Raw genomic sequence first — 26,697 nt, 5'->3', positions numbered from 1 at the left:
CAGCCTACGGCGCGGCATGTGGGAGAATGGTTCGTCGCCAGTTCGGCACGAAAGGATCATCTGTGCACTCCGGCATCCTCCTCGTCGACAAGCCTCAGTCCATCACAAGCCACGACGTCGTCGCGCGCACTCGGAAGCTCGCCGGCACCCGCAGGGTGGGCCACGCGGGCACCCTCGATCCGATGGCGACCGGATTGTTAATCCTCGGCGTCAACTCGTCCACTCGCCTGCTCACCTACCTGGTCGGCCAAGACAAGGAATACCTGGCCACCATCCGACTCGGCCTCACTACGACAACTGACGACGCCGAAGGTGAGGCGGTTGAACACGCATCAGCGGATGCCATCTCGCGAGTTTCCGACGGCGCAATCGCCTCAGCCATTGCGAACCTCACCGGCAACATTTCACAGGTTCCCTCCAGCGTCAGTGCGATCAAGGTCGACGGGAAACGCGCGTACGCGCTCGTTCGTGCTGGGGAGACCGTCGAACTGAAATCGCGCCCGGTCACGGTTTCGCGCTTCGACGTGATCGAACGCCGCGAGCTGGACGGTTTCGTCGACCTCGATGTGCGCGTGGAGTGCTCATCGGGAACCTACATCCGGGCGCTCGCCCGCGACCTCGGATCCGCGCTCGGCGTCGGCGGGCACCTGACCCGTCTCCGACGGACACGGATCGGTCCGTTCACCGTCGATTCCGCTCCGACCCTCGAGAACCTCAATGTGGGGGAGAGCCTCATCGGACCGGCAGACGCCGCATCGGTTCTCTTTCCCCGAATCTCCCTCACCGAACAGCAGGCCATCGACCTCGGACACGGCAAGAAGGTCGCCGCGGTCGAACTCGACCTTTCCGGTCCGCTCGGCGCGGCTGAACTGGCCGCAGGTATCGCTCCGAACGGCCGTCTCATCGGTCTGGTGAAGATCAGCGGAGACGTCGCCAAGAGCGCCGTCAACTTCCCGGCCGATGCGGCTGACGCATGATCGAGTGGTTCACCTGGCTCCAGGTGGCTGTCGCCGTTGTTGCCGGACTTCTCTGCGTGACCCTCGGTTTCCTCGGCAAAAAGCCGAGTGACCTCACTCTCGGGTCCCTCGCCCTCGTGGAGGTGCTCCTTGTCGTTCAGCTCGTGATCGCGATCGTCGCCCCGTTCACAGGCAACACAGCTGTCGGCAGTGTTCTCGAGTTTTACACCTACCTCGTCTCGGCGATCCTGCTTCCGGTGGCCGCAGCGTTCTGGGCGCTCGTCGATCGCAGCAAATGGAGCACAGTCATCCTTGGTGTTGTCGGTCTGGCCATCGCGGTGATGGTGTACCGGATGCAACAGATCTGGACGACCCTGCCCCTGTAACAGGCGAAGGGCCCCGACAAACGCGAATACACTGGAATTCGTCATGACATCACATCGCGAACGCCTCGAGGAAACGGCACCGTCGACCGCTTCACCGGCGACCGCCGCACCTCGACGGAGTATCTCTGGCATCGGCAGGGTGCTTGTTGTTGTCTACGGCATCCTCGCACTCGGCGCGACCGGCCGATCGTTTGTTCAAATCGCCGAGCGGTTCGACGAGGCGCCGTTGGCGTACTCGCTGTCAGCGCTCGCAGCCGTCGTCTATATCGTCGCGACTCTCGCACTGGTTCGAAGCGGATCCGGCTGGTACCGCATCGCCTGGGCCACCATCTCGTTCGAGCTTCTGGGTGTGCTTACCATCGGCACGCTCAGCATTCTCGAGCCACAGCTGTTCCCCGAGGCAACCGTGTGGTCATACTTCGGCGCCGGATACCTCTTCATTCCGCTTGTTCTCCCGCCCCTCGGGATGTGGTGGCTTGCACGGCACCGCCCGACCCGCGACCTCACAGGCACGACAGCGTGATCACGTTCAGACGGGTCGGAGACGTTCCTGAGGGCTTCGGGGGCACCGCTGTCACCATCGGCAAGTTCGATGGTGTCCACGCAGGGCATCGCGCTGTGATCACGCGACTCCGGGACGCTGCGAAAGAACGCGGCTTGAAGTCCGTCGTCGTGACGTTCGACCGGAACCCGCTTGCCCTTCTCGCGCCAGAAAAATGTCCGCCGGCGCTCGTCGGAAACGAGCAGAAACTCGACCTGCTCGCCGAGACCGGAATCGACGCGGCACTGCTGATTCCCTTCGACCGCGAGCTCTCGCAGCTTCCACCCGAGGACTTCGTCACGACGATGCTGTCGGGCGCGCTCAACGCGCGGCTTGTGCTCGTCGGTACTGACTTCCGCTTCGGTCACCGAGGCGCAGGTAACGTCGAGCTCTTGCGCTCTCTGGGTGTAGAACACGGTTTCGACGTCGAGATCATTCCGGATGTCACGCCTCAGGACGGCAGGCGGGTCTCGTCGACCTGGATTCGGGAACTCCTCGCAGAAGGGCGCGTTTCCGAAGCATCACAGCTGCTCGGCCACGATCCATCCGTGCGCGGTGTCGTCGTGCACGGCGCGAAGCGAGGGCGCGAACTCGGCTACCCGACGGCGAACCTGTCACCCGACTCTGACGGGCTCATCCCTGCGGACGGTGTGTACGCCGGCTGGCTTCGGGTGGGCTCCGAGCGCCTTCCAGCCGCGATCTCGGTCGGCAACAACCCCACATTCGACGGAGTGCCACAGAAGCAGGTCGAGGCGTTTGTGCTCGACCGGGAAATCGACCTCTACGACCAGGTGGTTGAGGTGCAATTCGTCGAGCGGATTCGCGGAATGGTGGCATTCACGGGGATCGAACCGCTTATCGTGCAGATGGCGGACGACGTCGAGCGGGTACGCCAACTCCTCAACTGATCGGCTCTGCTCAGTTGATCGGCTCTGCTCAGTTGATCGGCTCTGCTCAGCTGTTCAGGCGAGCCCAGGGGTCGGAGCGGGAGCAAGAAGCCGCACACGGCTCGGCGGCTGCATGGCCTTCCGGCCGTTGAGAAACAGGATGACACTCGCCGCATCGGCCATGATCTCCGATCCGTGCCCGATCCGCCAGCCGGCGTCCGCGGCGACCAGCGTGCGGTGACGCAGCAGGGAGCGCACTTCGCGTGACGCCGTCAGTGCGCTTGTCATCGCAACCTGGTGTGTCGTCTCGGAGGAGAACGGCAGCACGATGCCGAGCGGATGCAGCGCGTCATAACCGTGCACAACGGCCTCGACCAGTTCGCCTGAGTTCGATCGACCGTGCCCTTCGGCCTTCTCGACCGCAATCGCGCGGAGCTCGCGACGCAGCTCATCTGTCCCACCCGAATCGGCGATTCCGCGGGCGATGTCGTCGAACGACTCCATCGGGTTGGCATGACGGCCGGCGATGGAGGCCCGAACAATGTCGGTCGCGAGACGAACAGACGGAGTGCCGATCCGCCAGACCAGGTGGGCGATGGTGTCCTTCACACTCCAGCCCTCGCACAGGCTCGGGCTCGCCCACTGAACCGCTGTGAGGGTGTCCAGGCCGTTCCCGACGATGTTCAGCGCGTCGGCGATCTGGGTTCCGCGCGCAGGCGACGACGCGGGCTGGCGCTTTCGGGAGGCGAACATAAATACACACTACGCGCCGTTTCAGCGGTCGGTCGAGCCGCCTTCCTTTCACATTCCCGCCATACACTTGCACAGTGACAACGAATGCACGCCGCCCGGTTCTTGCGGGCCGGGTGCTCGCTTTCGTCGGAATCATCCTCGTTGCCGCGAACCTCCGAACCGCTGTCGGAGCCCTGTCTCCTATCGTCGGCCGGATCTCGACTGACCTGGCGCTGAGCCCCGTCATCGTCGGTCTGCTCGGCTCGATGCCGCCGGTCTGCTTCGCGCTCTTCGGCATCCTCACACCCGCTCTCGTTCGTCGCTCCAGGCTCGAAGTGGTGCTGATCGCTGCTCTGCTTGCGATTTTTGCCGGGCACCTGCTTCGAGGGCTCGCAGCCGACGTGCTCGTGCTCGTTCTGGGCAGCGCTATCACCTTCGCGGGGCTCGGCCTCGGAAACGTGCTCCTGCCCCCGGTCGTCAAGAAGTATTTCCCCGACCGCATCGCCTTGCTCACCACGATCTACGTGACGATGCTTTCGGTTTCAACGCTCATACCTCCGCTCGTGGCTGTGCCGGTTGCCGACGCGGCGAGCTGGCGCATCTCACTGGCCATGTGGGCGGGCCTCAGCGTGATCGCCCTGATTCCCTGGCTGGCGCTCCTCGCCCGGGACCGCCGTTCCCCCGCGGCTCCCACGCTGGAAGCGGCCAACTCCGACGTGGTTGGCACTCTGTGGCGATCTCCACTGGCGATCTCGCTCGCCGTCGTGTTCGGGCTCTCCTCCCTCAACGCATACGCGATGTTCGCCTGGCTGCCGAGCCTCGTCCGGGACACGGTCGGGGTGAGCGACACCACCGCGGGTGTCCTGCTGTCGATTTACGCCTTCATGGGAATCCCCGCGGGGCTCTTGATTCCGATCCTCGCCGTGCGGATGAGGAATGTCGCGCTTCTGATCTATGTGGCGATCGGATGCCTCGTTGCCGGTTATGCGGGACTCCTTCTTGCTCCCACCTCAGCGCCGGTGCTCTGGGTGGTGCTGAGCGGACTCGGGACGCTCCTGTTTCCCCTCGCTCTCGTACTGATCAACCTGCGTTCACGCAGCCACGTCGGCGCCATCGCACTCTCGAGCTTCGCGCAGAGTGTCGGCTACGTGATCGGAGCGATGGGCCCGCTCGTTGTCGGGCTCACCCACGACGCGACAGGAGGGTGGACGGTTCCGCTGATCGTTTTGATCGGTGTCGCATTCGTCGGTGTCTTCGCCGGAGCAGTTGTGTCCCGAGATCGCATGATCGAGGACGGCGCCTGAGGCACCCACATTCGACGGCGAATTTTCGCTCGTCTGCTCATATGAGCAGAAAGGGCCACGAGTGTTGTTATGAGCAGGCACCCGACCTAGGGTTGAGATGTGCGCACGCGGCGCCACCGAACACATCCGGGGGAAGCGTTGGAAACCATCGACAACGACGAATTGCTCTCCATTCGCGCCGCCGAACTCTATTACGACGAGAACAAGACCCAGGATGAGGTCGGCGCCATTCTCAAACTCACTCGCTGGAAGGTCGGGAGGCTCCTCGCCTCAGCGAAGGAGAAAGGCTTCATTCGCATCGAAATCGTGCACCCGCGCGCCAGGAAGCTGACACTCGAGCGAACCCTCCGCGAACGCTTCGCCATTCGCGACGCCATCGTTGTCCCCGCCGCGGGCACAAACGGCGCGGATGACCTTCGTGCTCGGGCCGCACAGGCAGCCGCTGACTACCTGGCCAGCCTCCGCCCCGTTCCGCGCACCCTCGGCGTGAGCTGGGGCCGCACACTCCACGATGTCGCCGAACACCTCAGCGACGGCTGGGCGACCGGAGTCAACGTCGTGCAGATCAACGGGGGAGTGAGCGTCAACCAGCGCGCAGGCACAGCGGCCGCAACCGCGTTCGAGATCGCGCGCAAGGCATCGGGACAGGCGACACTGCTGCCGAGCCCGGCCATCCTCGAACGACTCGAAACCAAGCGCTCCATTGAGGCCGACCGCACAGTTGGCGGGGTGCTCAGTATGGCGGCTGAGGCTTCGGCGTATCTCTACAGCGCCGGAGTGGCAGGCCACGACTCCGCACTCGTTGAGAGCGGCTACCTCACGCCGAACGATGTCGACGAACTGGTGCGACGCGGTGCGGTTGGTGATGTCGTCGGTCGATACATCGATGCGGCAGGCATGATCGTTGATCCCTCACTCGACGAGCGCACCGTCGGCCTCAGCCTCGACACGCTGCGCCGAGCCAGCACGAGTATCGCGGTCATCGCTGGGGCCGGAAAGATCGCGGTCGCACGTGCCGTCGTCACGAGCGGGCTCTGCACGGTGCTCGTCACCGATGAGGCAACCGCACTCGCGCTTCTCGACTCGGACGCCTGAGCGCCCGAGTCCATCCACTTTCTACCGACCTGAACACATCCACGCAGGAGGATCCACGTATGACCGAAACCACCAAGGCTGTTGTTCCCCGAGCAACCGCCCTCGAGATGTTCGACGGGCCGGTGACCGATGCGAATCTCCGTCGCTACCTCGAAGGAATTCCCGGTGTCGACGCCGTCGGCCTCGAGCAGCGCGCAGCAGGGCTCGGCACTCGATCGATCAAGACCACGTCAAAAAAATGGGCGCTCGACACCATCATCGAGCTCATCGACCTCACAACGCTCGAGGGTGCTGACACCCCAGGCAAGGTGCGCTCGCTCGTCGCCAAGGCGATCACCCCAGACGCTTCCGACCCATCGACTCCCCGCGTCGCCGCCGTCTGTGTCTACGGCGACATGGTCCCGTACGCCGTCCAGGCGCTCGGCTCGCACCACTCCAGGGGAACGGACTCAGGCATCAACGTCGCCGCTGTCGCCACAGCATTCCCTTCCGGTCGTGCTTCGCTTGCCGTCAAGCTGAGCGACACGGCAGATGCCGTCCAGTCAGGCGCAGACGAAATCGACATGGTCATCGACCGCGGTGCCTTCCTGGCCGGGCGCTACGGCCAGGTCTTCGACGAGATCGTCGCCGTCAAGGAAGCCTGCCGCCGGGCAGACGGCACATACGCGCACCTCAAGGTGATCCTCGAGACCGGCGAGCTCAACACCTACGACAACGTTCGCCGTGCGTCGTGGCTGTCCATCCTGGCCGGAGGCGACTTCATCAAGACCTCCACCGGCAAGGTGTCACCAGCCGCAACACTCCCAGTAACGCTTCTGATGCTCGAGGTTGTTCGAGACTGGCACCGGCTCACAGGCGAGAAAATCGGTGTGAAGCCGGCAGGAGGCATCCGTACCTCAAAAGACGCCATCAAGTACCTCGTCACCGTCGCGGAAACGGTCGGTGAGGACTGGCTGCAACCGCACCTGTTCAGATTCGGTGCGTCAAGCCTTCTCAACGATGTGCTGCTGCAGCGACAAAAAATGACAACGGGGCACTACTCCGGCGCCGACTACGTCACGATCGATTAAGGATGACAATGAGTTTTCTGGACTATGCCCCGGCTCCCGAGTCGACGGCGATCCTCTCGCTGAAGAACGAATACGGCCTGTTCATCAACGGCGAATTCGTCGACGGCAACGGCACACCGTTCGCCACCATTTCGCCAGCGACCGAGAAGAAGATCGCCATGATCTCTTCGGCGAACGAAGCGGACGTGGATCGCGCCGTCGCAGCGGCGCGCGCCGCATATGACAACGTCTGGTCCCGCATGTCCGGCTCGGACCGCGGCAAGTACCTCTTCCGTATCGCCAGGCTCGTTCAGGAACGCGCTCGTGAACTCGCCGTTGCCGAAAGCCTCGACAACGGCAAGCCGATCAAGGAGAGCCGCGACGTCGACGTGCCGCTCGTTGCCGCATGGTTCTTCTACTACGCCGGCTGGGCCGACAAGCTCGATCACGCCGGTGTCGGACCCAACCCCGCTTCGCTCGGCGTGGCCGGTCAGATCATCCCGTGGAACTTCCCGCTGCTCATGCTCGCGTGGAAGATCGCCCCGGCTCTCGCCGCCGGAAACACTGTCGTGCTCAAGCCGGCGGAGACAACGTCGCTCACTGCCCTGCTGTTCGCCGAGATCCTGCAGCAGGCCGACCTGCCCGCCGGTGTGGTGAACATTCTCACCGGTGCAGGCGCGACCGGTTCAGCACTGGTCAACCACGGTGACGTCAACAAGATCGCATTCACCGGGTCGACCAACGTCGGCCGTGGGATCGCCAGGGCAATCGCGGGGACCGACAAGCGTGTCACCCTCGAACTCGGTGGAAAGGCCGCGAACATCGTTTTCGATGACGCGCCGATCGACCAGGCCATCGAAGGAATCGTCAACGGAATCTTCTTCAACCAGGGCCACGTCTGCTGTGCCGGATCGCGTCTGCTGGTGCAGGAGAACATCCACGATGAGGTTGTTGACCGGCTCAAGCAGCGGCTGTCGACGCTGCGGCTCGGCGACCCTCTCGACAAGAACACCGACATCGGTGCCGTCAACTCGGCTGCGCAGCTTGAGCGGATCCGCACGCTCAGCGACATCGGCGAGGCTGAGGGCGCTGAACGATGGAGCCCTGACTGCGTTCTGCCCTCCGAGGGATTCTGGTTCGCTCCCACCATCTTCACCAACGTGTCGACGAGCCACCGGATCGCTCGCGAGGAAATCTTCGGACCCGTGCTGAGCGTTCTGACCTTCCGCACCCCGGCCGAAGCCATCGCCAAGGCGAACAACACGCCGTACGGACTGTCCGCAGGCATTTGGAGTGACAAGGGCAGCCGCATCCTCGCCGTTGCCGACAAACTCCGCGCCGGAGTTATCTGGGCGAACACCTTCAACAAGTTCGACCCGGCAAGCCCGTTTGGCGGGTACAAGGAGTCCGGTTACGGCCGCGAGGGCGGTCGACACGGACTTGGTGCGTACCTGAAGCCGGCCGGCTCGGTTCGCCAGGTCCCGTCCGCTCCCGCCGCTGACCTCACCACATCCGCTGCTCCGGCAGAACTCGCTGCAACCGAAGTTGCCGCACCAGCCGCAACCGAAGCGGCCACGACGAAGAAGAAGGGGACCAAATGAGCCGCCTTGCCGTTCCCAAGACCTACAAGCTCTACATCGGAGGCAAGTTCCCTCGGTCCGAGTCCGGTCGCACGTATGAGGTGACCACTCGATCCGGTGAGTTCCTCGCGAACGCCGCGAAGGCATCCCGCAAGGATGCTCGAGACGCCGTCGTCGCTGCACGCAGCGCGGTTTCGGGCTGGTCCGGTGCGACGCCGTACAACCGCGGTCAGGTGCTTTACCGCATCGCCGAACTGCTCGAGGGACGCCGCGTGCAGTTCATCAGCGAGATCGAGCAGTCCGAAGGTATCTCCATCGAGGCGGCAACCGCGCAGGTGGACGAGGCCATCGACCGCTGGGTCTGGTACGCCGGCTGGGCCGACAAGTACGTGCAGGTTGCCGGAAACGCCAACCCGGTTTCCGGTCCATACTTCAACCTCTCGGTTCCCGAGCCGACCGGAGTTGTGGCGATCGTCGCTCCGCAGAAGTCGTCCCTACTTGGACTGGTCAGCGTGGTTGCCCCAGCCCTTGTTGCCGGCAACACGGTCGTCGTGATTGCGTCCGAGGCTCTCCCGCTTTCGGCGATCAGCCTCTCCGAAGTGCTCGCCACAAGCGACGTACCAGGCGGAGTGGTGAACATTCTCACCGGTTCACCCGCTGAGATCACGCCGTGGCTGGCGTCGCACGCAGACGTCAACGCGCTCGACCTGACCGGTGCGGGTGACCTCGACTGGATCGACCTGGAAATCGCGGCGGCCGAAACGCTCAAGCGTGTGCTTCGCCCAGGGGGCGGTGCCGATCTTGCAGCGCCGAGCCTCGACCGCATCACGGCGCTGACCGAGACGAAGACCGTCTGGCACACCAAGAGCCTCATCTAAACAGGTAGTTCCTCGCACATCGAGGAGACATCGGGCCGGGCGGGTCGATTCCTGCGGGAAGCGATCCGCCCGGTCCGAGTGCGTGTGGGTGGTCCGCGATCAGGAACTCTTTCGCATCGCGGTGATACCCACCCACAGGCCCACAGCTGCGAGCGCACTCGCAGCAACAAATCCGCCAAGCACGACCGGGGCGCCGAAGTCCCCGGCGAACAGTGCCCGTGTCGCTCCGACCACGTGGCTGATCGGATTGATCGACGCGGCGACGCGCATCCATTCCGGTCCGTCTTCGATGGGTAGCAGCATCCCAGACAGGATCATGAGCGGGAAGATCAGCGCCTGCTGGACCGCCCAGAACATCCAGTCCTTCTTGCGACTGGCGAGCGCCAGAGCGTAGCTGAGTGCGCCAAGCCCCATACCGAAGATAGCCAGCAGCACGAGCGAGGCCGCCATGCCAGCCAGGTTCGGCCGGAAGCCGAACGGGATGGTCACAAGAGCGATGACCGCGGCCTGGACGATGATGGGCACCATTTCCTTGAGGGCTCGCCCGACCAGGAGGGACGACCGAGCGATCGGTGCGACCAGTGTGCGTTCATGCGACCCGGTCTGCATCTCGTACAGGAGGTTCGAGCCGGTCGCGCTCGTGCCGAAGAGCGCAATCATGACGAGGATGCCAGGGACGAACCAGGCCAGGACCTCTGGCGTTGACTGGCCGGAGGAACCTATCAGCAACGGCCCGAACAACCCGAGAAAGACGATTGGCTGCAGCAGGCTGAAGATCAGCGAAAAAGGATCATGCAGCAACGGCTGCAGTTCACGGCGGAACACATTCCAGGTGTCGCGAAGCAGATGCGAATCGCGATCGGAACTGACGGTCGGAGCGGTGAGGGCGGTCATGATCGAACTCCTGTGTTTTCGATTTCAGCTGAGGACGAATTCGGTTCGGCTGCGCTGTCGTCCCGCAGGCTCCGACCGGTCAGTGCCAAAAAGACATCGTCGAGGGTCGGCTGCCGAAGGGCCGCGGTACGCACCGGCACGCCAGCAGCATCAAGGTGTCGGAGCAGCCGTGGGAGCTCGGTGTTCCCGCGTTCAAGAGTGATCTCCAACACCGTCTCGTCGTGCGCTGACCGGTTCACGCGGCAGGAGGGAAGTGCGGTTGCAACCAGCTCGGCTGCTCGCGATGCCTCAGACATCGAGCCAAGTCCGATGCTGATCACGTCGCCCGCCAGGCGGGTCTTGAGCGCCGGGGCGGTGTCGTCGGCGATCATCCGTCCCGAGTCCATCACCATCACTCGCTCAGCGAACTGGTCGGCCTCCTCGAGGTAGTGGGTAGTGACGAATATCGTCGTCCCGTGCTGGCGCCGGAGGGTGAGAATGTGCTGCCACAGGTTCGCTCGGCTCTGCGGGTCGAGTCCCGTCGATGGCTCGTCAAGAAAGAGCAGTTCGGGGGAGTGTACAAGTCCGAGTGCGATGTCCAGGCGTCGCTTCTGCCCACCGGAAAGGCCGAGCACTGGCCTCTTCTCCAGGCCGCCGAGGCCAAGCGACTCGATGAGTTCGTCCGCGCGTTGTGCCGTGGCAGTGCGGCTCATCCCATAAAACGCGCCCTGACTGAGGAGTTCATCGCGAACGCGGTGGTTGTGACCCGCACTGTTCCCCTGGCCGATATATCCAATACGCGACCGCACAGCCGCACTCCCGGTGGCAATGTCATAGCCGGCGACAGTCGCCTGTCCGCTTGTTGGTGGCAGAAGTGTTGTGAGCATCCGTAGGCTCGTTGATTTTCCCGCGCCATTCGGCCCGAGAAACGCCACGAGTTCTCCGCGTTCGACGTCGATGTTCAAGTCGGTCACAGCGTGGGTGACCTTTCGTTTCACCGTGAACTCTTTACTGAGTCCCCGCGCGCTAATCATGTGGTTGTTCGTCATGGTTCGAGGGTAAAAACGAATGAGGTCACTTTCTGTCCTCATAACGCGTAAAAATGAGTTCATGTCAGAAACCACGTCGCGCACTCTTGAGCTCCTCGCGTTGCTTCAGACCCATCGGCACTGGCCGAGCCGCGAGCTGGCCTCGCGGCTCGATGTCACCGCCCGGACACTTCGGCGTGACGTCGACCGCCTTCGCTCCCTTGGGTACCGGGTGACGGCGACGCGAGGCTCCATCGGTGGCTATCAACTGGAGGCCGGATCTGAGCTGCCCCCGCTGTTGCTCGACGACGAGGAAGCGGTTGCGATGGCCATCGGGCTTCGTGCATACGCGACGGAGGGCATCGCCGGGGGAGAAGTCACGGCACTCACCGCCCTCGCCAAGTTGGAGCACTTGCTTCCTTCTGAACTCCGCAGGCAGGTCAATGCCCTCTCTGCCCACGTCCAGCCAATGCGCCGGGACTCCCCGCAAGTGTCCGCTGAGCTTCTCGGACACCTCGCACTCGTCTGCCGCGATCGGGATCGCATCCGATTCCACTATGAATCTCGCGATGGAACGGCCTCAGAGCGTCTGGTGGAACCGCACTCAATCGTCTCCTCTTCCCGGCACTGGTTCCTTGTGGCCTGGGATGTCACCCGAGCCGACTGGCGCACATTTCGCATCGATCGGATCAGCCGCTACTTCAACACTCGGGTCCGGTTTTCGCCGCGAGAGCTCCCCGCCGAGGACGCCGCCGAATTCATTACGGTCGCTGTCTCGCAACTGGCTGCTGTGCGCCAGCACGCCGACGTCATTCTGGATCAGCCGCTCACGGCCATGCGCGCGTGGTTCGGCCCATGGGCCGCAGGAGCCGAAGCTGTCGACGAGACCCACACTCGCTGGCCAATCGGCGGTGAGTCCTTCGAGGCCCTGATCGCGTCGCTCGCCTGGATCGAGCCGGGAGTCAACTACCGGATCGAGGGAAACCCGGGGTTTGTGGACTATCTGGAAGAGACGTCGAGACGGATGCTGCGAGCGGCGTCAGGAGGAAGCGAACGTTCGGATCCCCCCGGAGTGGGGCGCGGATCGGGTGCCGACGATATAACGAAACGGTAACAACAGCCCCTAGAGTGTAGCCACCGTACTTCTGCCCGAACAGGAAACAGGTGGTCAATGACGACTGCACACACGCACAAGGGTGCGTATTCGCTTGGAGCCAGCTTCTGTGCGGCCGTCGCCATCATTCTGCTTCTTGTTCTCAACCCGGGCACCACTCCTGTGTACGCAACTGACGTGTTCGGCGACCTGCGACAACCAGGCGACGCTTCGTTTGTGGCCGGACACCGAGGGGACCGCTCGGGCGCTCCGGAAAATACGCTGCCCGCGCTCCAGCGTGCGATCGAGTCACCGCTCGAATTCGTCGAAACAGACATCGCCCGGTCGAGCGATGGTGTGCCCGTCCTGTTCCACGACCGAACACTGAAGCGTACGACGAACGGCGTCGGACCCCTGGCCGCTCGGACGCTGGCTGAGCTCAAGACCCTCGATGCCGGTTCGTGGTACTCCTCCGAGTTCACGGGGGAGCGCATCCCCACACTGGAAGAGTTCCTCGCGATTTTCGCACCGAGCGAGAAAAAGGCACTTCTTGAGCTCAAGGGGTATTGGACGCCGGAAGATCTCGCCATCGTCACCGAACTGATCGAGAAGGCTGGCGTCGCTGACCGGGTGATCTTTATGAGCTTCAACCTGGGATCACTCTCAAGCGCGGCGGCTCTTGCGCCGGGGATACCCCGGGTGGCGATCCTCCGAACGCTGCCGGAGGATGTCATTGGGTTTGCTCGATCGTTCGGTGTGATCGGTGTCGTCACCGAGTCCCGACTGCTGCGGGATCGGCCCGAACTCGTGGACGATATGCACACCGCAGGTCTTGGTGTCATGGTCTACACGCTCAACTCTGTCGAGACCTGGGCTGAGGCCCGCGCCCTCGGTGTAGACGGCATCATCACGGACAGGCCGTCACATCTTGATCAATGGCTCGCTGAGACCGCACCTGGCACCTGATCGCTTGCCAAATGATACCCCCTGGGGGTATCATCGATCGGGTGGCAGACGCATCAGAGAACACAGCGACACTCGACATCGCGGGAATGACCTGCGCCAGTTGTGTTGCTCGTGTTGAGAAAAGGCTCCAGCGCCTGGACGGTGTGACGGCCGAAGTGAATCTCGCCACCGAGCGGGCACGGGTGAGCTATCCGGATGCCGTCAGCCCCGACCAGCTCATCGCCGCTGTCGAATCGGCCGGGTATTCGGCCGCGGTAGTCCCGGAGCGCCGAATCCCGGTTCCCGAGTCGACGATGCACGACCATGATGACTCCGCCGGTTCCACCCCACTGGTATTCCGCCTGATTGTCAGCACGCTTCTGGCCATCCCCGTCGTTGTGCTCGCCATGGTTCCGGCCTGGCAGTTTGCCAACTGGCAGTGGCTCTCACTGACTCTCGCTGCTCCCGTTGTTGTGTGGGGCGGGTACCCGTTCCACCGCGCAACCTGGCTGAACCTCCGCCACGGTTCGCTCACCATGGACACACTCATCACTATGGGAACCGGTGCCGCCTTCCTGTGGTCACTGTGGGCGCTGTTCTTTGGCATGGCCGGGATGCCAGGCCTCACACACGAGTTCAGCCTGTTCACTCCCAACGCTGACCCAACCGGTGCCATTTACCTCGAGGTCGCCGCCGGAGTGACCGTATTCCTTCTGCTCGGTCGGTACATCGAGCAGCGTTCCAAGCGGTCAGCGGGGCGGGCGCTCCGCGCGCTGCTCGAGCTCGGCGCGAAAGACGTCACGGTGCTCCGCGAAGGGAAGGGCGCTGATGCGGTGCAGGTCACCATTCCGATCGACGAGCTCGCGGTGGGGGACCGGTTCCTGGTTCGCCCGGGAGGAACGATCGCCACGGACGGCATCGTCGAATCCGGCTCCGCATCGGTTGACGTCAGCATGCTGACCGGTGAATCCGTGCCGGTCGACGTCCGCGAAGGCGACAGCGTCACCGGTGCAACAATCGCGGGCGGCGGGCGCCTCGTCGTGCGCGCCACCCGGGTCGGCACCGACACCAAGCTGGCCCAGATGGCCCGGCTGGTCGAGTCGGCGCAGCTCGGCAAAGGGCGTGCCCAGCGCCTGGCCGATCAAATCTCCGCGGTATTCGTCCCCCTCGTCATCGTCCTGGCTGTGATCGTGCTCGTCGCGTGGGTGCTCACAGGCAACCCGCTCTCCTCTGGGTTCACAGCGGCGGTCGCCGTGCTGATCATTGCGTGCCCGTGCGCGCTCGGCCTGGCCACACCCGTCGCCCTCCTCGTCGGAACGAGCAGGGGCGCACAGTTCGGCATCCTCATCACGGGCCCCGAGGCGCTCGAACACGCGCACGGCATCGACGTCGTTGTGCTGGACAAGACGGGCACCGTCACAACGGGCACGATGACGCTCGGCACGGTCACCACGACCGATCAGGCCGCGCTGCACATCGCGGCGTCCCTCGAAGCCGCGTCGGAGCATCCGATCGCCCGCGCCATTGTCGCTGGCGCTGTCGCTGGCGCTGTCGCCGGTGCTGACGACTCCCCGCTGTCGCCGGTGACCGAGTTCGTCTCGACGTCAGGGCTCGGCGTCACCGGGACCGTGGACGGCCTGCGTGTCGTCGTCGGTCGACCGCGCTTCGCGGCCGAGCATGGCTGCGCCATCGACCAGACCCTCGCCGACGCCGTGAACGCGGCCGAGTCCGCCGGAGCGACCGCGGTCGTTGTGGGTTGGGAGGGACGGGTTCGTGGGGTGTTCGCGATTGCCGATTCCGTGAAACCCGGTGCGAGTGCCGCGATCGATCGGCTCCGCCGGTTGGGCCTGACCCCCGTCCTCCTCACCGGCGACAATGCACGCGCAGCGAACGCCGTCGCGGCCGAGGTCGGCATCGAGCGCGTGGTGGCCGGCGTCCTGCCTGAGCAGAAAGTGGAAGAGATTCGTCGGCTTCAAGCTGCCGGTTCTCGCGTGGCGATGGTCGGCGACGGTGTGAACGATGCAGCGGCGCTCGCCACGGCTGACCTCGGCATTGCCATGGGGTCAGGAACGGATGCGGCCATTTCGGCGGCCGACATCACCCTGGTCCGGTCCGAGCTGGGCGGAGTGGCAGACGCTGTCGAACTGTCAGGGCGAACCCTCGGCACCATCCGCGGCAACCTGTTCTGGGCATTCGCGTACAACGTCGCCGCTCTCCCGCTCGCAGCACTCGGATTGCTCAACCCCATGGTCGCTGGGGCGGCCATGGCGTTCTCCAGCGTCTTCGTGGTGCTCAACAGCCTCCGCCTGCGCTCATTCACACCACGCTGAGCTCCAATAGCGTAGAATGAGCGTGCGCCCGCCGTCTGGGCTGTATCGATCCGCAAGAAATCCAACGCGTTGATCGGTCTCGTAAACGGCGCCCGCTGTCTCGGCCACCGGCATCCGCCTGGCCATTCGACTGCTCAGGAGGAGCATGCCGTACACCGGTACACGCCGTAGTTCTGGCCGACAGGCCACCCGTGCAACGTCAACCCGCGGTTCGTCACGCGGCTCATCGTCACGCGGCTCGTCGCGCCACGACGAGGACGCACCAATCATTCCGATCCTCGCCCGTAAGGTGCGCGAGGTCGAAGCGAAGGCCCAGAAGGGCAAGGTTGGTCCGACCAACCGCACCAAGTTTCAGGTAATCGCCTTCCTGGTTCGCGAAGAGCGCGCCAAGGTCAAGGCAGACACCACGCTGAGTGACAGCACCCGCGCCGAGCTGCTCAAGCGACTCGACGGCGTCGCAACCATCCTGGCGAAGACCGCGGCGCGCGACACATCTCTCATCACCCTTCTTGAAGCGGATGCCGCCACCACACCGGTTGCACAAAAGTTGCGTCGCGACTGGCTGCTGGAGTCCGGTGCCGAATTGAGCCCAGACGAACTCATCATCACCACGTCCTCAAAACCTGTGCTCGAGCCCGTCGTGCCTGCTGAGCTTGCCGAGAAACAGGTCATTCCGCAGTCGGTCAAGTCCCGCCTGCTTGCGAACCCTTTCCTGGCGCCGGTTCTTGACCAGCCAGAAGCGAAGCCGCCCGTCCGCGGCCGGCTCTCTAACTGGGAACTGATGAACCCGCTGTACAAGGCGTTCGAGCAGGGTTCTGGCGGCCGCGCAGCCAGCATGGAACTTCCAGAAGCGCCACGGATCGACAGACTCTCGCCCAAAGGTCGCGAGATCATGCGCCACCAGGCGCGATTCGTCGAGTCTGTCCGTGAGGGCCACCGCACCTTCCTGCTCGCAGACGAGCCCGGGCTAGGCAAGACCGCCCAGTCGATCCTGGCCGCGAGCGTCGCAGACGCCTGGCCGCTTCTCGCCGTCGTCCCCAACGTCGTCAAGATGAACTGGGCTCGCGAGGTCGAGCGCTGGGCACCGAACCGCCGCGCAACGGTCATTCACGGTGATGGCCGCGACCTCGACGCTTTCGCCGACGTTGTCATCGTCAACTACGAGGTGCTCGACCGCCACCTGGCCTGGCTTGGCACCCTCGGCTTTAAGGGCATGGTCGTCGACGAAGCACACTTCATCAAGAACCTGCACTCGCAGCGGTCACAGCACGTGCTGAGCCTCGCTTCACGCATCCGTAAGCTCACGCCAGGCGGCGACCCGCTCCTGTTGGCCCTGACCGGAACGCCTCTGATCAACGACGTCGAAGACTTCAACGCCATCTGGCAGTTCCTCGGTTGGGTGCAGGGCGACAAACCGGCACCAGAGCTGATGGCGAAGCTCGAGGAAACCGGCCTGACGCCGGCCGACCGCGACTTTTACCCCGAAGCACGCAGCGCCGTCATCGACATGGGAATTGTGCGCCGCCGCAAGATCGACGTCGCCAAGGACCTGCCGTCGAAGATGATCGCCGACCTCCCGGTCGAGCTCGACGACGACCTCGGTCGTTCGATCCGCGACGCCGAACGTGAGCTCGGTCAGCGTCTGCTCGCGAAGTACCGTCGCATTCTCGAGGCTCGCGGAGAACGTGCGTCGTTCAAGGGCGAACCGGACACCGACATCATGCGCCTCGTTGCGCAGGGTGAGCTCGACGAGTCCAAGGCCTCAGGTGGAGCCGAGAACGTCTTCACCATGGTGCGCAAGATCGGTCAGGCCAAGTCGGTGCTCGCCGCCGACTACACGGCGCAACTGGCTCACTCGGTTGGCAAGGTCGTCTTCTTCGCCAAACACATCGACGTCATGGACACCGCCGAACAGGTGTTCGCTGGCCGTGGCATCCGCACGGTCTCGATCCGTGGTGACCAGTCAACACCGGCACGCCAGGCCGCGATCGACGCGTTCAACAATGACCCGGATGTCGCCGTCGCCGTGTGTTCGCTCACCGCTGCGGGTGTCGGCCTCAACCTGCAGGCCGCGTCCAACGTTGTACTTGCTGAACTGAGCTGGACCGCTGCCGAGCAGACGCAAGCCATCGACCGGGTGCACCGCATCGGCCAGGACGAACCCGTCACTGCGTGGCGGATCATCGCTGCACACACCATCGACGCGAAGATCGCCGAACTCATCGACAGCAAGCAGGGCCTCGCGGCCCGAGCGCTCGACGGAAGCGACCAGGAGATCACCACGAGCGACTCGGTGCAGCTCAACGCTCTGATCGCACTGCTCCGCGACGCCCTGGTGGCATAGTCGTGGCCAAACGACAGGCCGAACCGACCTTCAGCAGGCCGGCACTCGCGCCTGGCATCCTCGCAGCCATCGTCCTGATGGCCGGCGTCGGGTTTATGGACAACTCGTGGTTCATCGCGGTGCACTTCGTCGTGACGATCCTCGCTGTGATCATCGGATGGTTCGCAATTCAGGCAAAACAGTACTGGTGGCTGGTTGCGCTGATACCGATCATCGTGCTGTGGAACCCCGTTTTGCCGCTCCCGCTCGCGGGAGACGGCTGGTTCGCGGCCCAGCTGATCGCGGCCATCCCGTTCGTCGCAGCTGGAGTTATGATCAGGGTTCCCGTCGAACCAGAAGACCGCCACCGGCGCTGACGCCGACGGCGGTCCTGGGCCGCTTGACAGCAGGGCTTAGCCCGGGTCGGGTGCGAGTTCTTCCGCTTCGGCTGGCGTTGCCGCGTCAACGGCCGGGTTCTCGGCGACCCGGTCGGACTGTCCGCTCGGATTGTCGCTTGCCGTGTTGTCCGACGTCGTGCCGCTGCCGGGAGTGTTGTCTTCCGCAGCATCGTTGCCCGCGGCATTGTTTTCGGTCGAACCCGAACCCGATTCGTGCGACTCAGGGTCGCCAGCTGCATCGTCTGCGACGATGTCGGCGTCCTGTGGCACTGAAAAATCGGTCAGCGGATCGTTCGACGTCGCGGTGTTCTCGGTGCCCTCGGTGTTCGGGCCGGTTTCTGGGGTGTTCTGCGCATCGGTCATGGGTCGAGGCTACGTCCGGCCCGATAAAACGGGCTACCCCTTGCACTTTTCCGATGGATAAGAAAAACGGATGCTGTCACGCACGACGTGCGCGACAGCATCCGTTCTTGTAAATCTCGGGATCGAAGAAACCGGGGCCAGGGGGAACTACACGCCGAGTGCGGCCTTGACGGCCATCAGCGACGGGTTGGTTGCGCTCGTACCATCGGGGTAGATCACCGTCGGAACTGTCTGGTTGCCGCCGTTGAGGCTGGCGACCAGCTCGGCCGTGCCTGCGACCTCTTCAATGTTGACCTCGGTGTAGCCGATTCCGGCCTTGTCGAGCTGGCCCTTGAGCCGCGAGCAGTAGCCGCACCATTCCGTCGAGAACATTGTGATTGTGCCGTTTTCGGGGACGTAGCTTGGTTCTGTGCTCATCGATTTTACTCTTCCTGTTGTGGGATTTCTGCAGGCTTAGCGGGCTGGACCCCCGCTGGTTAGAGGGTCGCCCACGCTTCACGCTATTCTCGATGCAGCAACGACGCTGCTCTTTTCATTCCCCACTGTTTCATTCCCACACTGTATGAGGAACGTATCCCTATGAGAATTGGTGTGCTCACCAGCGGCGGCGACTGCCCCGGACTCAACGCTGTCATTCGAGGAGCCGTGCTCAAGGGCACCAAGATCCACAACCAGGAGTTCGTCGGAATTCGCGACGGCTGGAGGGGTGTGGTCGAGGGACTGACCATGCCGCTCGACCGGCACAGTGTTCGTGGTCTCGGCAAGCAGGGGGGAACCATCCTCGGTACCAGCCGCACCAACCCGTTCGACGGGCCGCACGGCGGCCCGGAGAATGTGCAGGCGACGCTCGACCGGCTCGGCGTCGACGCGCTCATCGCGATCGGTGGAGAGGGCACGCTCGCCGCAGCAAAGCGGCTGACCGACGCCGGACTCAACATCGTCGGTGTGCCCAAGACCATCGACAACGACCTCGACGCCACCGACTACTCGTTCGGCTTCGACACGGCGGTTGAGATCGCCACCGAGGCCATCGACCGTCTCCGCACCACAGGAGAATCGCACCGCCGCTGCATGGTTGTCGAGGTGATGGGCCGCCACGTCGGCTGGATCGCCCTGCACTCGGGTATGGCAGCGGGCGCGCACGCCATCCTCATTCCTGAACAGCCGCAGTCGATCGACCAGATCTGTGAGTGGGCGAAGAGCGTCGGCGACCGCGGTCGTGCGCCTGTCATCGTCGTGTCAGAGGGGTTCACCCTCGACACAATGGAAAGCGCACACTCCGAGAAGGGACTCGACGCGTTCAACCGTCCTCGGCTTGGCGGTATCGCCGATGTGCTCGCCCCGATCATCGAGGAGCGCACGGGCATCGAGTCGCGGGCAACCGTGCTCGGGCACCTGCAGCGCGGAGGAGTCCCAAGCGCGTTCGACAGGGTGCTCGCGACCCGGCTCGGTATGGCGGCCATCGACTCCGTGATGAACAAGGAGTGGGGCACCATGGTTGCCCTTCGTGGAACCGACATCGTCAACGTGCCATTCGCCGACGCGCTCGGTGGTCTCAAGACTGTGACGCAGGAGCGATACGACGAGGCCTCGATCCTCTTCGGTTAGAACACGACACGAATCCCCAGCCATTCTCATGATGGCTGGGGATTTGTTGTTGAACTCCTAGTCGGCCAGCCCGAGCACCTTCAGCAGCCAGGCGAGTTCGTAGGCGCGCTCGTGCCAGGCGTTGTACCTGCCGCTGACTCCGCCGTGCCCGGCGCTCATCTCGATCTTGAGTTGCGCAGGGGCGCCGACCTCACGGAGCCGCGCAACCCACTTCGATGGCTCAACGTAGAGCACCCGGGTGTCGTTGAGGCTCGTCACCGCGAGGATCGACGGGTAGTCCACGTCCTTTCGCACGTTCTCATACGGTGAGTACGACTTCATGTATGCGTAGACCTCGGCGTTCTCCAATGGGTTTCCCCACTCGTCCCACTCGATGACGGTGAGGGGCAGGTTCGGATCGAGGATGCTGGTGAGCGGGTCGACAAACGGAACAGCGGCGAGGATCCCCGCGAAGAGCTCGGGCGCGAGGTTGGCTACGGCGCCCATGAGCAGGCCTCCAGCGCTTCCGCCCTCTGCGACCATCCGCTCGGGTGTCGTGTAACCCTCGGCGACCAGGTGACGGGCGCACGCCACAAAGTCGGTGAACGTGTTCTTCTTGGTGAGCGTCTTGCCGTTTTCGTACCACGACCGGCCGAGCTCACCACCGCCGCGAACGTGCGCGATGGCGAAGGTGACTCCTCGGTCGAGAAGGCTCAACCGGGCGACCGAGAATGCCGGATCCATGCTGGCCTCGTACGAGCCGTAACCGTACAGCTCGAGCGGTCCCGGCCGAGCGGCGCCTTTTTTCCAGACCAGTGAGATGGGCACGCGGGTGCCGTCGTCGGCGACAGCCCACTCCCGCTTTTGCTCGTACTCCTCCGGTTTATACCCACCGAGGACGGGTTGCTGCTTGAGCTGGGTCAGCGTGCGCGTCGCAACGTCGAGGTCGAACACCGTCGCCGGTGTGACGAGCGAGCCGTATGCGAGGCGGACCGTTGGCTGCGTCCACTCCGGATTGCTGCTCGAACCCACCGTGTACAGCGGTTCGCCGAACTCCACCTCGGTGACGTCGAACGCGCCGGGGGAGTCCACCCCCTGAAGGTTCGCGATTCCCAGCTGGCTGAGCCCGGCCCTGCGGTAACTCAGAACGAGGTGGTCGGCGAAGGCCTCAACATCCTCCAGTCGAACGTCGCCACTGTGTGCGCGAACGACGAGAGCGTCCTGCGGGCCTGTGCCAGGAGCATCCGGTCGAAGAGCAACAAGCTCGAAGTTCGGCGCCTGATCGTTGTGCAGCACGAGGAACCAGTCCTCACCGCCGATCACCGCGTGCTCGACCGAATACTCGACGTTGTCGCGGCGGGGCCAGACCAGTCGCGGCTCGGCGGTCGCGTCGTGGCCGTCGAGAACCAGCCACTCGCTCGTGACACTCGATGAGACGACAACCACTATGTACTTCGCGCTTCGGGTGACACCGACGCCGACCCAGAATCGTTCGTCGGGTTCTGTGAGCACAACAACATCGGCCCGAGCCGGTGTTCCGACCTCGTGCCGCCACAGGGTGTCCGGCCGCCACGACTCATCGACGGTCGTGTAAAAGATGTACCTGCCGTCCGGTGAGAACGTCGCTCCGTGTGCGGTGTTCGGGATCTCGTCAGGCAGGTCTTCGCCCGTCACCAGGTTGCGCACACGGAGGGTGAATCGTTCATCACCGTCGGTGTCGACCGCCCAGGCCAGCAGTTCGCCGTCGAGCGACACGTCGAACGAGCCGAGCGAGAAGAAGTCGTGGCCGTCGGCTTCGACGTTGCCGTCGAGGAGAATCTGCTCGCCGACCACATCGACACCCGGTTCAAGCGCCGGCGGAGCCCAGTCGTTCGCGTCGGAGATCGGGGCGCGGCAGTGCAGCGCATACTCGCTGCCCTCGACGCTGCGTGAGTAGTACCACCAGTTGCCCTCGCGCACCGGCACGCTGAGGTCCGTCTCGAGTGTCCTGCCCTTGATCTCCTCAAAGATCGTCTGGCGCAGCGGTGCGAGCGCCGCGTTGCTCGCCTCGGTGTACGCGTTTTCCGCTTCGAGGTGCTCGATCACCTCCGGGTTGTCCTTGGAGCGCAACCACTCGTAATTGTCGACGACGGTGTCGCCGTGGTGGGTCCGCTCGGTCGGGCGCTTCTGGGCAATCGGTACGGAAAATTCAGGCATGACTTCACGCTACCGGGACTAGGGTCGAAGCATGACCTCCCTCGGAACGCACACGCTCAACGATGGCACCCAGCTCCCGGCGATCGGGTTCGGAACGTACCCGCTGCGGGACCAGGAGGGGACGGACGCCGTTCTCTCGGCTCTCGAGATCGGCTACCGGTTGATCGATACCGCCGTGAATTACGGCAATGAGGATGCTGTCGGTCGCGCCATCGCCCAGAGTGAGGTTCCGCGCTCCGAGATCGTTGTGACCACGAAGCTTCCCGGCCGGGACCACGGCTATGACGAGACGCTTCGCTCATTCGACGCCTCCGCTGCCGCGCTCGGAGTGGACACCATCGATCTCTATCTCATCCACTGGCCGAACCCGTCGGTTGGCAAGTTCCCGGAGAGCTGGAAGGCCATGGTGCAGCTGCAGAAAGACCACAGGGTTCGCTCGATTGGTGTGTCGAACTTCACCCAGGCGTTCCTCGAGCGGCTCGGCGCCGAGACCGGAGTGCTTCCGGCCGTGAATCAGGTCGAGGTGCACCCGTACTTCCCGCAGGAGGCGCTCGTCGAGTACCACCGTGAGCAGGGCATCGTGACCGAGGCGTGGAGTCCGCTCGGCAAGAGGGCCGCTCCGTATCAGGAGCAGGTGATCGGCGACATCGCCAAGGCACACGGGGTCACACCAACCCAGGTCGTGTTGCGCTGGCACCTGCAACGGGGAATCGTTCCGCTGCCGAAGTCAGGCAACCCGGAACGCCAACTGGCGAACTTCTCGCTGCCCGGCGGCGAACTGTCTGCCGAGGAACTGTCGGCGATCACAGCGCTCGGTCGCGAGAACGGGCGCCTGTTCGGCGGCGACCCGAACACACACGAAGAAATGTAGGTCTCCTAGGCTGGTGTCATGACGCAGCAGCCGGAAACCGTTTCCCGAGAGTTTGTCCGCCCCCTGTTGGCTCGAGCAGCTGCATTTGTCGCCGTTCTCGGCGTAGCGCTGATGTTTGGTGGGATGCAGGCGGCGCCGGCCATCGCTGGGGAGCTGCGCACAGGCATCCGTTCGGATGTTTCGGACTTCACATTCAGCTCCTTCGAGGGCGAATACACCCTGGGAAGGGACGCCGACGGCAATTCCACGCTGCGAGTCGTCGAGACGTTCGTTGCCGAGTTTCCGGAGTTCGACCAGAACAAGGGCATCGTCAGGGCGATCCCAGAGGGCTACCAGGGTGTGAACCTGCGAACCGAGATCGTGTCTGTGACGGACGGGAACGGTAACCCGGTCGCGTACGACGACGGCGACACCGAAGACGGCTTCATTCTGCTTGCGCTCGGCACCGACGATTACGTCCGTGGCACGCAGACGTACGTGATCGAGTACACGCAGAAGGACGCTGTTCGTGCGTTCGCCGACACCAACGTCGATGAGTTCCACTGGGATGCGCCAGGCACGGGCTGGGACCAGCCGTTCGATGAGGCGCAGATGCGGGTGGTTGTGCCCGCCGACCTGGCTGACGCGCTTACGGGGGAGTCAGCATGTTACGTGGGGCAGCAGGGCTCGGACGACCAGTGCGACGTTGCGACGTCGCGGGAGGACGGTGCGACGGTTCTCAGCTCCCCGAACTCAGAACTCGGCCCGAGGGAGAATTACTCGATGGCGATTGCCTTCGAGAAAGGCACCTTTGTCACGCCGGAGATTCCGTCGACCTGGCCGATATTCACCGTGGTGCCAGCCGGCATTGCCGTGCTCAGCGTCGGAACTCTCGCAGCGGCGCTTCTGCTGCGCAGGCGGAGCACAGCGGACGCTCCCGGTCGCGGAATCATCGTGCCGCAGTACACGGTGCCTCGGGGACTCGACATCTTTGTGGCTGCCGACCTGATCGGCCGAACAACACAGGCGATGCCTGCGCTCCTGATCAGCCTCGCCGTGAGGCACAACCTGCGCATCGTCGACGACGGTGAGTCGACGTCGTTCCTCAGCTCCAAGCGTGAGTACCGGCTGCAGTACCTCTCGGATGCCGGTGCCTCCGCCGCGGACCTGGAGGTGCTTGAGGCGCTCTTCGGTGCGAGGCGGCAGCCGGGCGCGATCAAGGACCTGAGCGCGACGGACACCGCCCTGGCCAAGGAAGTGCAGGCGCTTGTCGCTGCCGCGCCACAGGCGTCGGTGAAAGCGGGATTCCGCGTGAAAAAGATTGTGAGCGGTCGAGGACCGTTGGTTGCCGTGGCCGCCGCGGTGGCTGTAGCCATGATCGGGCTTCTGATCGCCGCCGCTGTGTTGTACGGCATCAATGCCTGGGTGACGATCGCCCTGGTCGTCGTGATGATCGCGTCCATTTGTACCTTCGTGGTCGTGACGTCCAGAAACGCTTTGACCCCGAGCGGTGCAGAGGTGCGTGAGTATCTTCTCGGGCTGCGAGACTATCTCGCGCTCGCCGAAGCGGACCGGATCGCGATGCTGCAGAGTCCGACCGGCGCCCAGAGAGTGAACGTCGAGAACCCGGTCGATCCAGGCGACAGCGTGACCATGGTGAAGTTCTACGAGAAACTGTTGCCGTTTGCTGTGCTGTGGGGCGTCGACGAACAGTGGGCCACGGAGCTGGCCAGGTACTACCAGCAGTCTGCGAGCGACCCGGACTGGTACTCAAGCCGGTCCGGCTTCAATCCGGTCGCATTCTCGGCGGGGGTCGGCGCTTTCTCCACATCATCGGGGTCATCGACGCCGTGGTCTGCCAGTGCAACGTCCAGCAGTTCGGGCGGGTCCGGCGGCGGTGGGTTCTCTGGAGGCGGCGGAGGCGGGGGCGGCGGAGGAGGGCGTTGAGGCCGCGCCGCGATCGCTGAGCATTCGCCTAAATGCGGGTGTCAAGTTGACGCCCGCACCGAGGGGTGTAATCATCGTTTACGGCCCTTCAACTGGCAACCTCGCTTACACAAACTCCCGGCAAATTCTTATCCGGGAACACGTGCGTCCGGGGGAGTCCCTACTCAGAGAATTATGCCGTTGGACATCTCCCTCATCATCGTGCTTGTCATAGCACTAGCCCTTTTCTTCGACTTCACCAACGGATTCCACGACACGGCGAATGCGATGGCAACGCCGATCGCGACCGGTGCGCTCAAGCCCAAGACGGCGGTCACGCTCGCGGCGATCCTGAACCTCATTGGCGCATTCCTGTCGACTGAAGTCGCCAAGACCATCTCCGGTGGAATCATCAAGGAGGGTGAGGGCGGTGTGATGATCACGCCCGAGCTGATCTTTGCCGGTTTGATCGGTGCCATCGTGTGGAACATGCTGACCTGGCTGCTTGGGCTGCCGTCGAGCTCATCGCACGCTCTGTTCGGTGGACTCATCGGAGCGGCCCTCGTTGGTGCGGGGATCGGCGCCATCGACTTCGGGGTGCTCACCTCCAAGGTTCTCCTTCCGGCGATCCTCGCCCCGCTCACAGCCGGGCTGATCGCGTTCATCGCAACCAAGCTGGCCTACGGTGTCACGCGTCGCTACGACGGAAAGCCTGACGGACGTTCGGGCTTCCGCTACGGACAGGTCTTCTCTTCCTCGCTCGTCGCTCTCGCGCACGGAACCAACGATGCGCAGAAGACGATGGGTGTCATCACCCTCGCCCTCATCTCCGTGAACCTGCAGTCGCCGTCGGAAGGTGTGCAGACCTGGGTTGTTGTCGTCTGCGCGTTCGCTATCGCGCTCGGCACCTACGTTGGTGGCTGGCGCATCATCAAGACCCTCGGCACGGGTCTCACCGACGTCAAGCCCGCGCAGGGTTTCGCGGCCGAAACTAGCACTGCTGCAACCATCCTGGCGTCAAGCCACCTAGGCTTCGCCTTGTCGACGACGCAGGTCGCCTCAGGGTCCGTGATCGGATCGGGGCTCGGACGCCGGGGCTCGACAGTGCGCTGGAAAACCGCGGGACGGATCGGCATCGGCTGGCTCCTGACATTGCCTGCCGCGGGAATCGTCGGAGCGATCGCCGCGGTCATCGCGCACCTCGGCACCTGGGGCGTCATCTTCGACGCCGTTGTCGGCGTCGGAACCATTCTCTTCATCTTCCTGCGATCGCGGCGGGACCAGGTCGGACACCACAACGTCGTCAGTGACGTGGCAGCCTCAGGCGAGGCCGTCGTCATCGCTCCAGAGCCCGAGTCGAAGAAGGTTGCAAAGTGA

At 64.0% G+C, this 26,697-nt stretch carries 24 protein-coding genes; 18 read left to right on the top strand and 6 right to left on the bottom strand.

Translation table 11 applies throughout. The annotated features are described in order from the left end of the window. The first annotated feature begins 26 nt into the window (after nucleotides 1–26). Genes truB through D9V28_RS13490 form a run of 4 tightly spaced genes read left to right on the top strand, consistent with a single transcriptional unit; the run spans nucleotide 27 to nucleotide 2,791 of the window. The gene (truB, locus tag D9V28_RS13505) at nucleotides 27–977 is read left to right on the top strand and encodes a tRNA pseudouridine(55) synthase TruB (RefSeq protein ID WP_121660278.1); all 951 of its coding nucleotides are present in this window, start codon (nucleotides 27–29) and stop codon (nucleotides 975–977) included. Next, a complete protein-coding gene (locus D9V28_RS13500) occupies nucleotides 974–1,342 on the top strand; it encodes a hypothetical protein (RefSeq protein WP_121660277.1) in 369 nt (122 codons plus the stop codon). Before truB ends, D9V28_RS13500 begins: the two co-directional genes overlap by 4 nt. Before the next feature lie 43 nt (nucleotides 1,343–1,385). Next, nucleotides 1,386–1,865 (top strand): hypothetical protein, encoded by a 480-nt coding sequence (locus D9V28_RS13495; RefSeq protein WP_121660276.1) that lies wholly within the window; start codon nucleotides 1,386–1,388, stop codon nucleotides 1,863–1,865. Next, nucleotides 1,862–2,791: a bifunctional riboflavin kinase/FAD synthetase gene (locus tag D9V28_RS13490; protein ID WP_121660275.1), complete on the top strand. Its 930-nt coding sequence runs from the start codon at nucleotides 1,862–1,864 to the stop codon at nucleotides 2,789–2,791. The genes D9V28_RS13495 and D9V28_RS13490 overlap by 4 nt, the downstream gene beginning before the upstream one ends. Nucleotides 2,792–2,845: 54 nt before the next feature. On the opposite strand, the gene D9V28_RS13485 is transcribed toward D9V28_RS13490, so the two are convergent. Next, entirely contained in the window at nucleotides 2,846–3,523 is a 678-nt protein-coding gene (locus D9V28_RS13485; RefSeq protein ID WP_121660274.1) for a maleylpyruvate isomerase family mycothiol-dependent enzyme, read from the bottom strand. A gap of 74 nt (nucleotides 3,524–3,597) precedes the next feature. Between D9V28_RS13485 and D9V28_RS13480 the strand changes: the two genes are divergently transcribed. The 5 genes from D9V28_RS13480 (at nucleotide 3,598) to D9V28_RS13460 (ending at nucleotide 9,408) form a co-directional block, all read left to right on the top strand. Next, a complete protein-coding gene (locus D9V28_RS13480; RefSeq protein ID WP_121660273.1) occupies nucleotides 3,598–4,806 on the top strand; it encodes an MFS transporter in 1,209 nt (402 codons plus the stop codon). Nucleotides 4,807–4,905: 99 nt separating this feature from the next. After that, nucleotides 4,906–5,901: a sugar-binding transcriptional regulator gene (locus tag D9V28_RS13475; RefSeq protein WP_229728115.1), complete on the top strand. Its 996-nt coding sequence runs from the start codon at nucleotides 4,906–4,908 to the stop codon at nucleotides 5,899–5,901. 107 nt (nucleotides 5,902–6,008) lie between these two features. Continuing rightward, nucleotides 6,009–6,971 (top strand): deoxyribose-phosphate aldolase, encoded by a 963-nt coding sequence (gene deoC / locus D9V28_RS13470; RefSeq protein ID WP_308472613.1) that lies wholly within the window; start codon nucleotides 6,009–6,011, stop codon nucleotides 6,969–6,971. Nucleotides 6,972–6,979: 8 nt separating this feature from the next. After that, entirely contained in the window at nucleotides 6,980–8,551 is a 1,572-nt protein-coding gene (locus D9V28_RS13465; RefSeq protein WP_121660422.1) for an aldehyde dehydrogenase family protein, read from the top strand. Further along, nucleotides 8,548–9,408 carry an aldehyde dehydrogenase family protein gene (locus D9V28_RS13460; protein ID WP_121660270.1) on the top strand — a complete coding sequence of 287 codons (861 nt, stop codon included), beginning with the start codon at nucleotides 8,548–8,550 and terminating at the stop codon, nucleotides 9,406–9,408. Before D9V28_RS13465 ends, D9V28_RS13460 begins: the two co-directional genes overlap by 4 nt. 99 nt (nucleotides 9,409–9,507) lie before the next feature. Here the strand turns inward: D9V28_RS13460 and D9V28_RS13455 are convergent, their stop codons facing one another. Both D9V28_RS13455 and D9V28_RS13450 read right to left on the bottom strand, forming a co-directional pair. After that, nucleotides 9,508–10,302: an ABC transporter permease gene (locus D9V28_RS13455; RefSeq protein WP_121660269.1), complete on the bottom strand. Its 795-nt coding sequence runs from the start codon at nucleotides 10,300–10,302 to the stop codon at nucleotides 9,508–9,510. Next, entirely contained in the window at nucleotides 10,299–11,330 is a 1,032-nt protein-coding gene (locus tag D9V28_RS13450; protein WP_220700508.1) for an ATP-binding cassette domain-containing protein, read from the bottom strand. The genes D9V28_RS13455 and D9V28_RS13450 overlap by 4 nt, the downstream gene beginning before the upstream one ends. 61 nt (nucleotides 11,331–11,391) lie before the next feature. On the opposite strand from D9V28_RS13450, the gene D9V28_RS13445 reads away from it, so the two are divergent. From D9V28_RS13445 to D9V28_RS13425, 5 genes are all read left to right on the top strand, one after another. Continuing rightward, nucleotides 11,392–12,423 (top strand): helix-turn-helix transcriptional regulator, encoded by a 1,032-nt coding sequence (locus D9V28_RS13445; protein WP_121660268.1) that lies wholly within the window; start codon nucleotides 11,392–11,394, stop codon nucleotides 12,421–12,423. 57 nt (nucleotides 12,424–12,480) lie between these two features. Then, on the top strand, nucleotides 12,481–13,368 hold the full coding sequence (locus D9V28_RS13440; protein WP_121660267.1) for a glycerophosphodiester phosphodiesterase: 888 nt from the start codon (nucleotides 12,481–12,483) through the stop codon (nucleotides 13,366–13,368). An 11-nt stretch (nucleotides 13,369–13,379) separates the two neighbouring features. Further along, a complete protein-coding gene (locus D9V28_RS13435) occupies nucleotides 13,380–15,677 on the top strand; it encodes a heavy metal translocating P-type ATPase (protein ID WP_121660266.1) in 2,298 nt (765 codons plus the stop codon). Between the two features lie 145 nt (nucleotides 15,678–15,822). Continuing rightward, nucleotides 15,823–18,021, top strand: a complete 2,199-nt coding sequence (locus D9V28_RS13430; RefSeq protein WP_121660265.1) for a DEAD/DEAH box helicase — start codon at nucleotides 15,823–15,825, stop codon at nucleotides 18,019–18,021. Between the two features lie 2 nt (nucleotides 18,022–18,023). Next, complete coding sequence (locus D9V28_RS13425) at nucleotides 18,024–18,377, top strand: DUF6804 family protein (RefSeq protein ID WP_121660264.1); 354 nt, start codon at nucleotides 18,024–18,026, stop codon at nucleotides 18,375–18,377. Nucleotides 18,378–18,413: 36 nt separating this feature from the next. On the opposite strand, the gene D9V28_RS13420 is transcribed toward D9V28_RS13425, so the two are convergent. Further along, complete coding sequence (locus D9V28_RS13420; RefSeq protein WP_121660263.1) at nucleotides 18,414–18,761, bottom strand: hypothetical protein; 348 nt, start codon at nucleotides 18,759–18,761, stop codon at nucleotides 18,414–18,416. Nucleotides 18,762–18,908: 147 nt separating this feature from the next. Then, complete coding sequence (locus tag D9V28_RS13415) at nucleotides 18,909–19,178, bottom strand: mycoredoxin (protein ID WP_121660262.1); 270 nt, start codon at nucleotides 19,176–19,178, stop codon at nucleotides 18,909–18,911. A gap of 162 nt (nucleotides 19,179–19,340) precedes the next feature. On the opposite strand from D9V28_RS13415, the gene D9V28_RS13410 reads away from it, so the two are divergent. After that, nucleotides 19,341–20,369, top strand: coding sequence for a 6-phosphofructokinase (locus tag D9V28_RS13410; protein WP_121660261.1), 1,029 nt, complete (start codon nucleotides 19,341–19,343; stop codon nucleotides 20,367–20,369). A gap of 57 nt (nucleotides 20,370–20,426) precedes the next feature. Here the strand turns inward: D9V28_RS13410 and D9V28_RS13405 are convergent, their stop codons facing one another. Next, nucleotides 20,427–22,544, bottom strand: coding sequence for a S9 family peptidase (locus tag D9V28_RS13405; RefSeq protein ID WP_121660260.1), 2,118 nt, complete (start codon nucleotides 22,542–22,544; stop codon nucleotides 20,427–20,429). 31 nt (nucleotides 22,545–22,575) lie between these two features. Between D9V28_RS13405 and D9V28_RS13400 the strand changes: the two genes are divergently transcribed. The 3 genes from D9V28_RS13400 (at nucleotide 22,576) to D9V28_RS13390 (ending at nucleotide 26,697) form a co-directional block, all read left to right on the top strand. Next, the gene (locus D9V28_RS13400) at nucleotides 22,576–23,415 is read left to right on the top strand and encodes an aldo/keto reductase (RefSeq protein WP_121660259.1); all 840 of its coding nucleotides are present in this window, start codon (nucleotides 22,576–22,578) and stop codon (nucleotides 23,413–23,415) included. An 18-nt stretch (nucleotides 23,416–23,433) separates the two neighbouring features. Further along, complete coding sequence (locus tag D9V28_RS13395; protein WP_121660258.1) at nucleotides 23,434–25,341, top strand: DUF2207 domain-containing protein; 1,908 nt, start codon at nucleotides 23,434–23,436, stop codon at nucleotides 25,339–25,341. A gap of 180 nt (nucleotides 25,342–25,521) precedes the next feature. Further along, entirely contained in the window at nucleotides 25,522–26,697 is a 1,176-nt protein-coding gene (locus D9V28_RS13390; protein ID WP_121660419.1) for an inorganic phosphate transporter, read from the top strand.

Origin of the sequence: Mycetocola zhadangensis, assembly GCF_003668565.1 — a bacterium.
Classification (GTDB): Bacteria; Actinomycetota; Actinomycetes; order Actinomycetales; family Microbacteriaceae; genus Mycetocola_A; species Mycetocola_A zhadangensis.
This window is presented reverse-complemented; position numbering and strand designations above follow the sequence as displayed.

Excerpts from the sequence above, each read along its gene's own strand:
- truB (WP_121660278.1), top strand. The coding sequence starts at position 27 with ATGGTTCGTCGCCAGTTCGGCACGAAAGGATCATCTGTGCACTCCGGC.
- D9V28_RS13500 (WP_121660277.1), top strand. The coding sequence starts at position 974 with ATGATCGAGTGGTTCACCTGGCTCCAGGTGGCTGTCGCCGTTGTTGCC.
- D9V28_RS13495 (WP_121660276.1), top strand. The coding sequence starts at position 1,386 with ATGACATCACATCGCGAACGCCTCGAGGAAACGGCACCGTCGACCGCT.
- D9V28_RS13485 (WP_121660274.1), bottom strand. The coding sequence starts at position 3,523 with ATGTTCGCCTCCCGAAAGCGCCAGCCCGCGTCGTCGCCTGCGCGCGGA.
- deoC (WP_308472613.1), top strand. The coding sequence starts at position 6,009 with ATGTTCGACGGGCCGGTGACCGATGCGAATCTCCGTCGCTACCTCGAA.
- D9V28_RS13465 (WP_121660422.1), top strand. The coding sequence starts at position 6,980 with ATGAGTTTTCTGGACTATGCCCCGGCTCCCGAGTCGACGGCGATCCTC.
- D9V28_RS13460 (WP_121660270.1), top strand. The coding sequence starts at position 8,548 with ATGAGCCGCCTTGCCGTTCCCAAGACCTACAAGCTCTACATCGGAGGC.
- D9V28_RS13455 (WP_121660269.1), bottom strand. The coding sequence starts at position 10,302 with ATGACCGCCCTCACCGCTCCGACCGTCAGTTCCGATCGCGATTCGCAT.
- D9V28_RS13450 (WP_220700508.1), bottom strand. The coding sequence starts at position 11,330 with ATGACGAACAACCACATGATTAGCGCGCGGGGACTCAGTAAAGAGTTC.
- D9V28_RS13445 (WP_121660268.1), top strand. The coding sequence starts at position 11,392 with ATGTCAGAAACCACGTCGCGCACTCTTGAGCTCCTCGCGTTGCTTCAG.
- D9V28_RS13440 (WP_121660267.1), top strand. The coding sequence starts at position 12,481 with ATGACGACTGCACACACGCACAAGGGTGCGTATTCGCTTGGAGCCAGC.
- D9V28_RS13435 (WP_121660266.1), top strand. The coding sequence starts at position 13,380 with ATGATACCCCCTGGGGGTATCATCGATCGGGTGGCAGACGCATCAGAG.
- D9V28_RS13430 (WP_121660265.1), top strand. The coding sequence starts at position 15,823 with ATGCCGTACACCGGTACACGCCGTAGTTCTGGCCGACAGGCCACCCGT.
- D9V28_RS13420 (WP_121660263.1), bottom strand. The coding sequence starts at position 18,761 with ATGACCGATGCGCAGAACACCCCAGAAACCGGCCCGAACACCGAGGGC.
- D9V28_RS13415 (WP_121660262.1), bottom strand. The coding sequence starts at position 19,178 with ATGAGCACAGAACCAAGCTACGTCCCCGAAAACGGCACAATCACAATG.
- D9V28_RS13410 (WP_121660261.1), top strand. The coding sequence starts at position 19,341 with ATGAGAATTGGTGTGCTCACCAGCGGCGGCGACTGCCCCGGACTCAAC.
- D9V28_RS13405 (WP_121660260.1), bottom strand. The coding sequence starts at position 22,544 with ATGCCTGAATTTTCCGTACCGATTGCCCAGAAGCGCCCGACCGAGCGG.
- D9V28_RS13400 (WP_121660259.1), top strand. The coding sequence starts at position 22,576 with ATGACCTCCCTCGGAACGCACACGCTCAACGATGGCACCCAGCTCCCG.
- D9V28_RS13395 (WP_121660258.1), top strand. The coding sequence starts at position 23,434 with ATGACGCAGCAGCCGGAAACCGTTTCCCGAGAGTTTGTCCGCCCCCTG.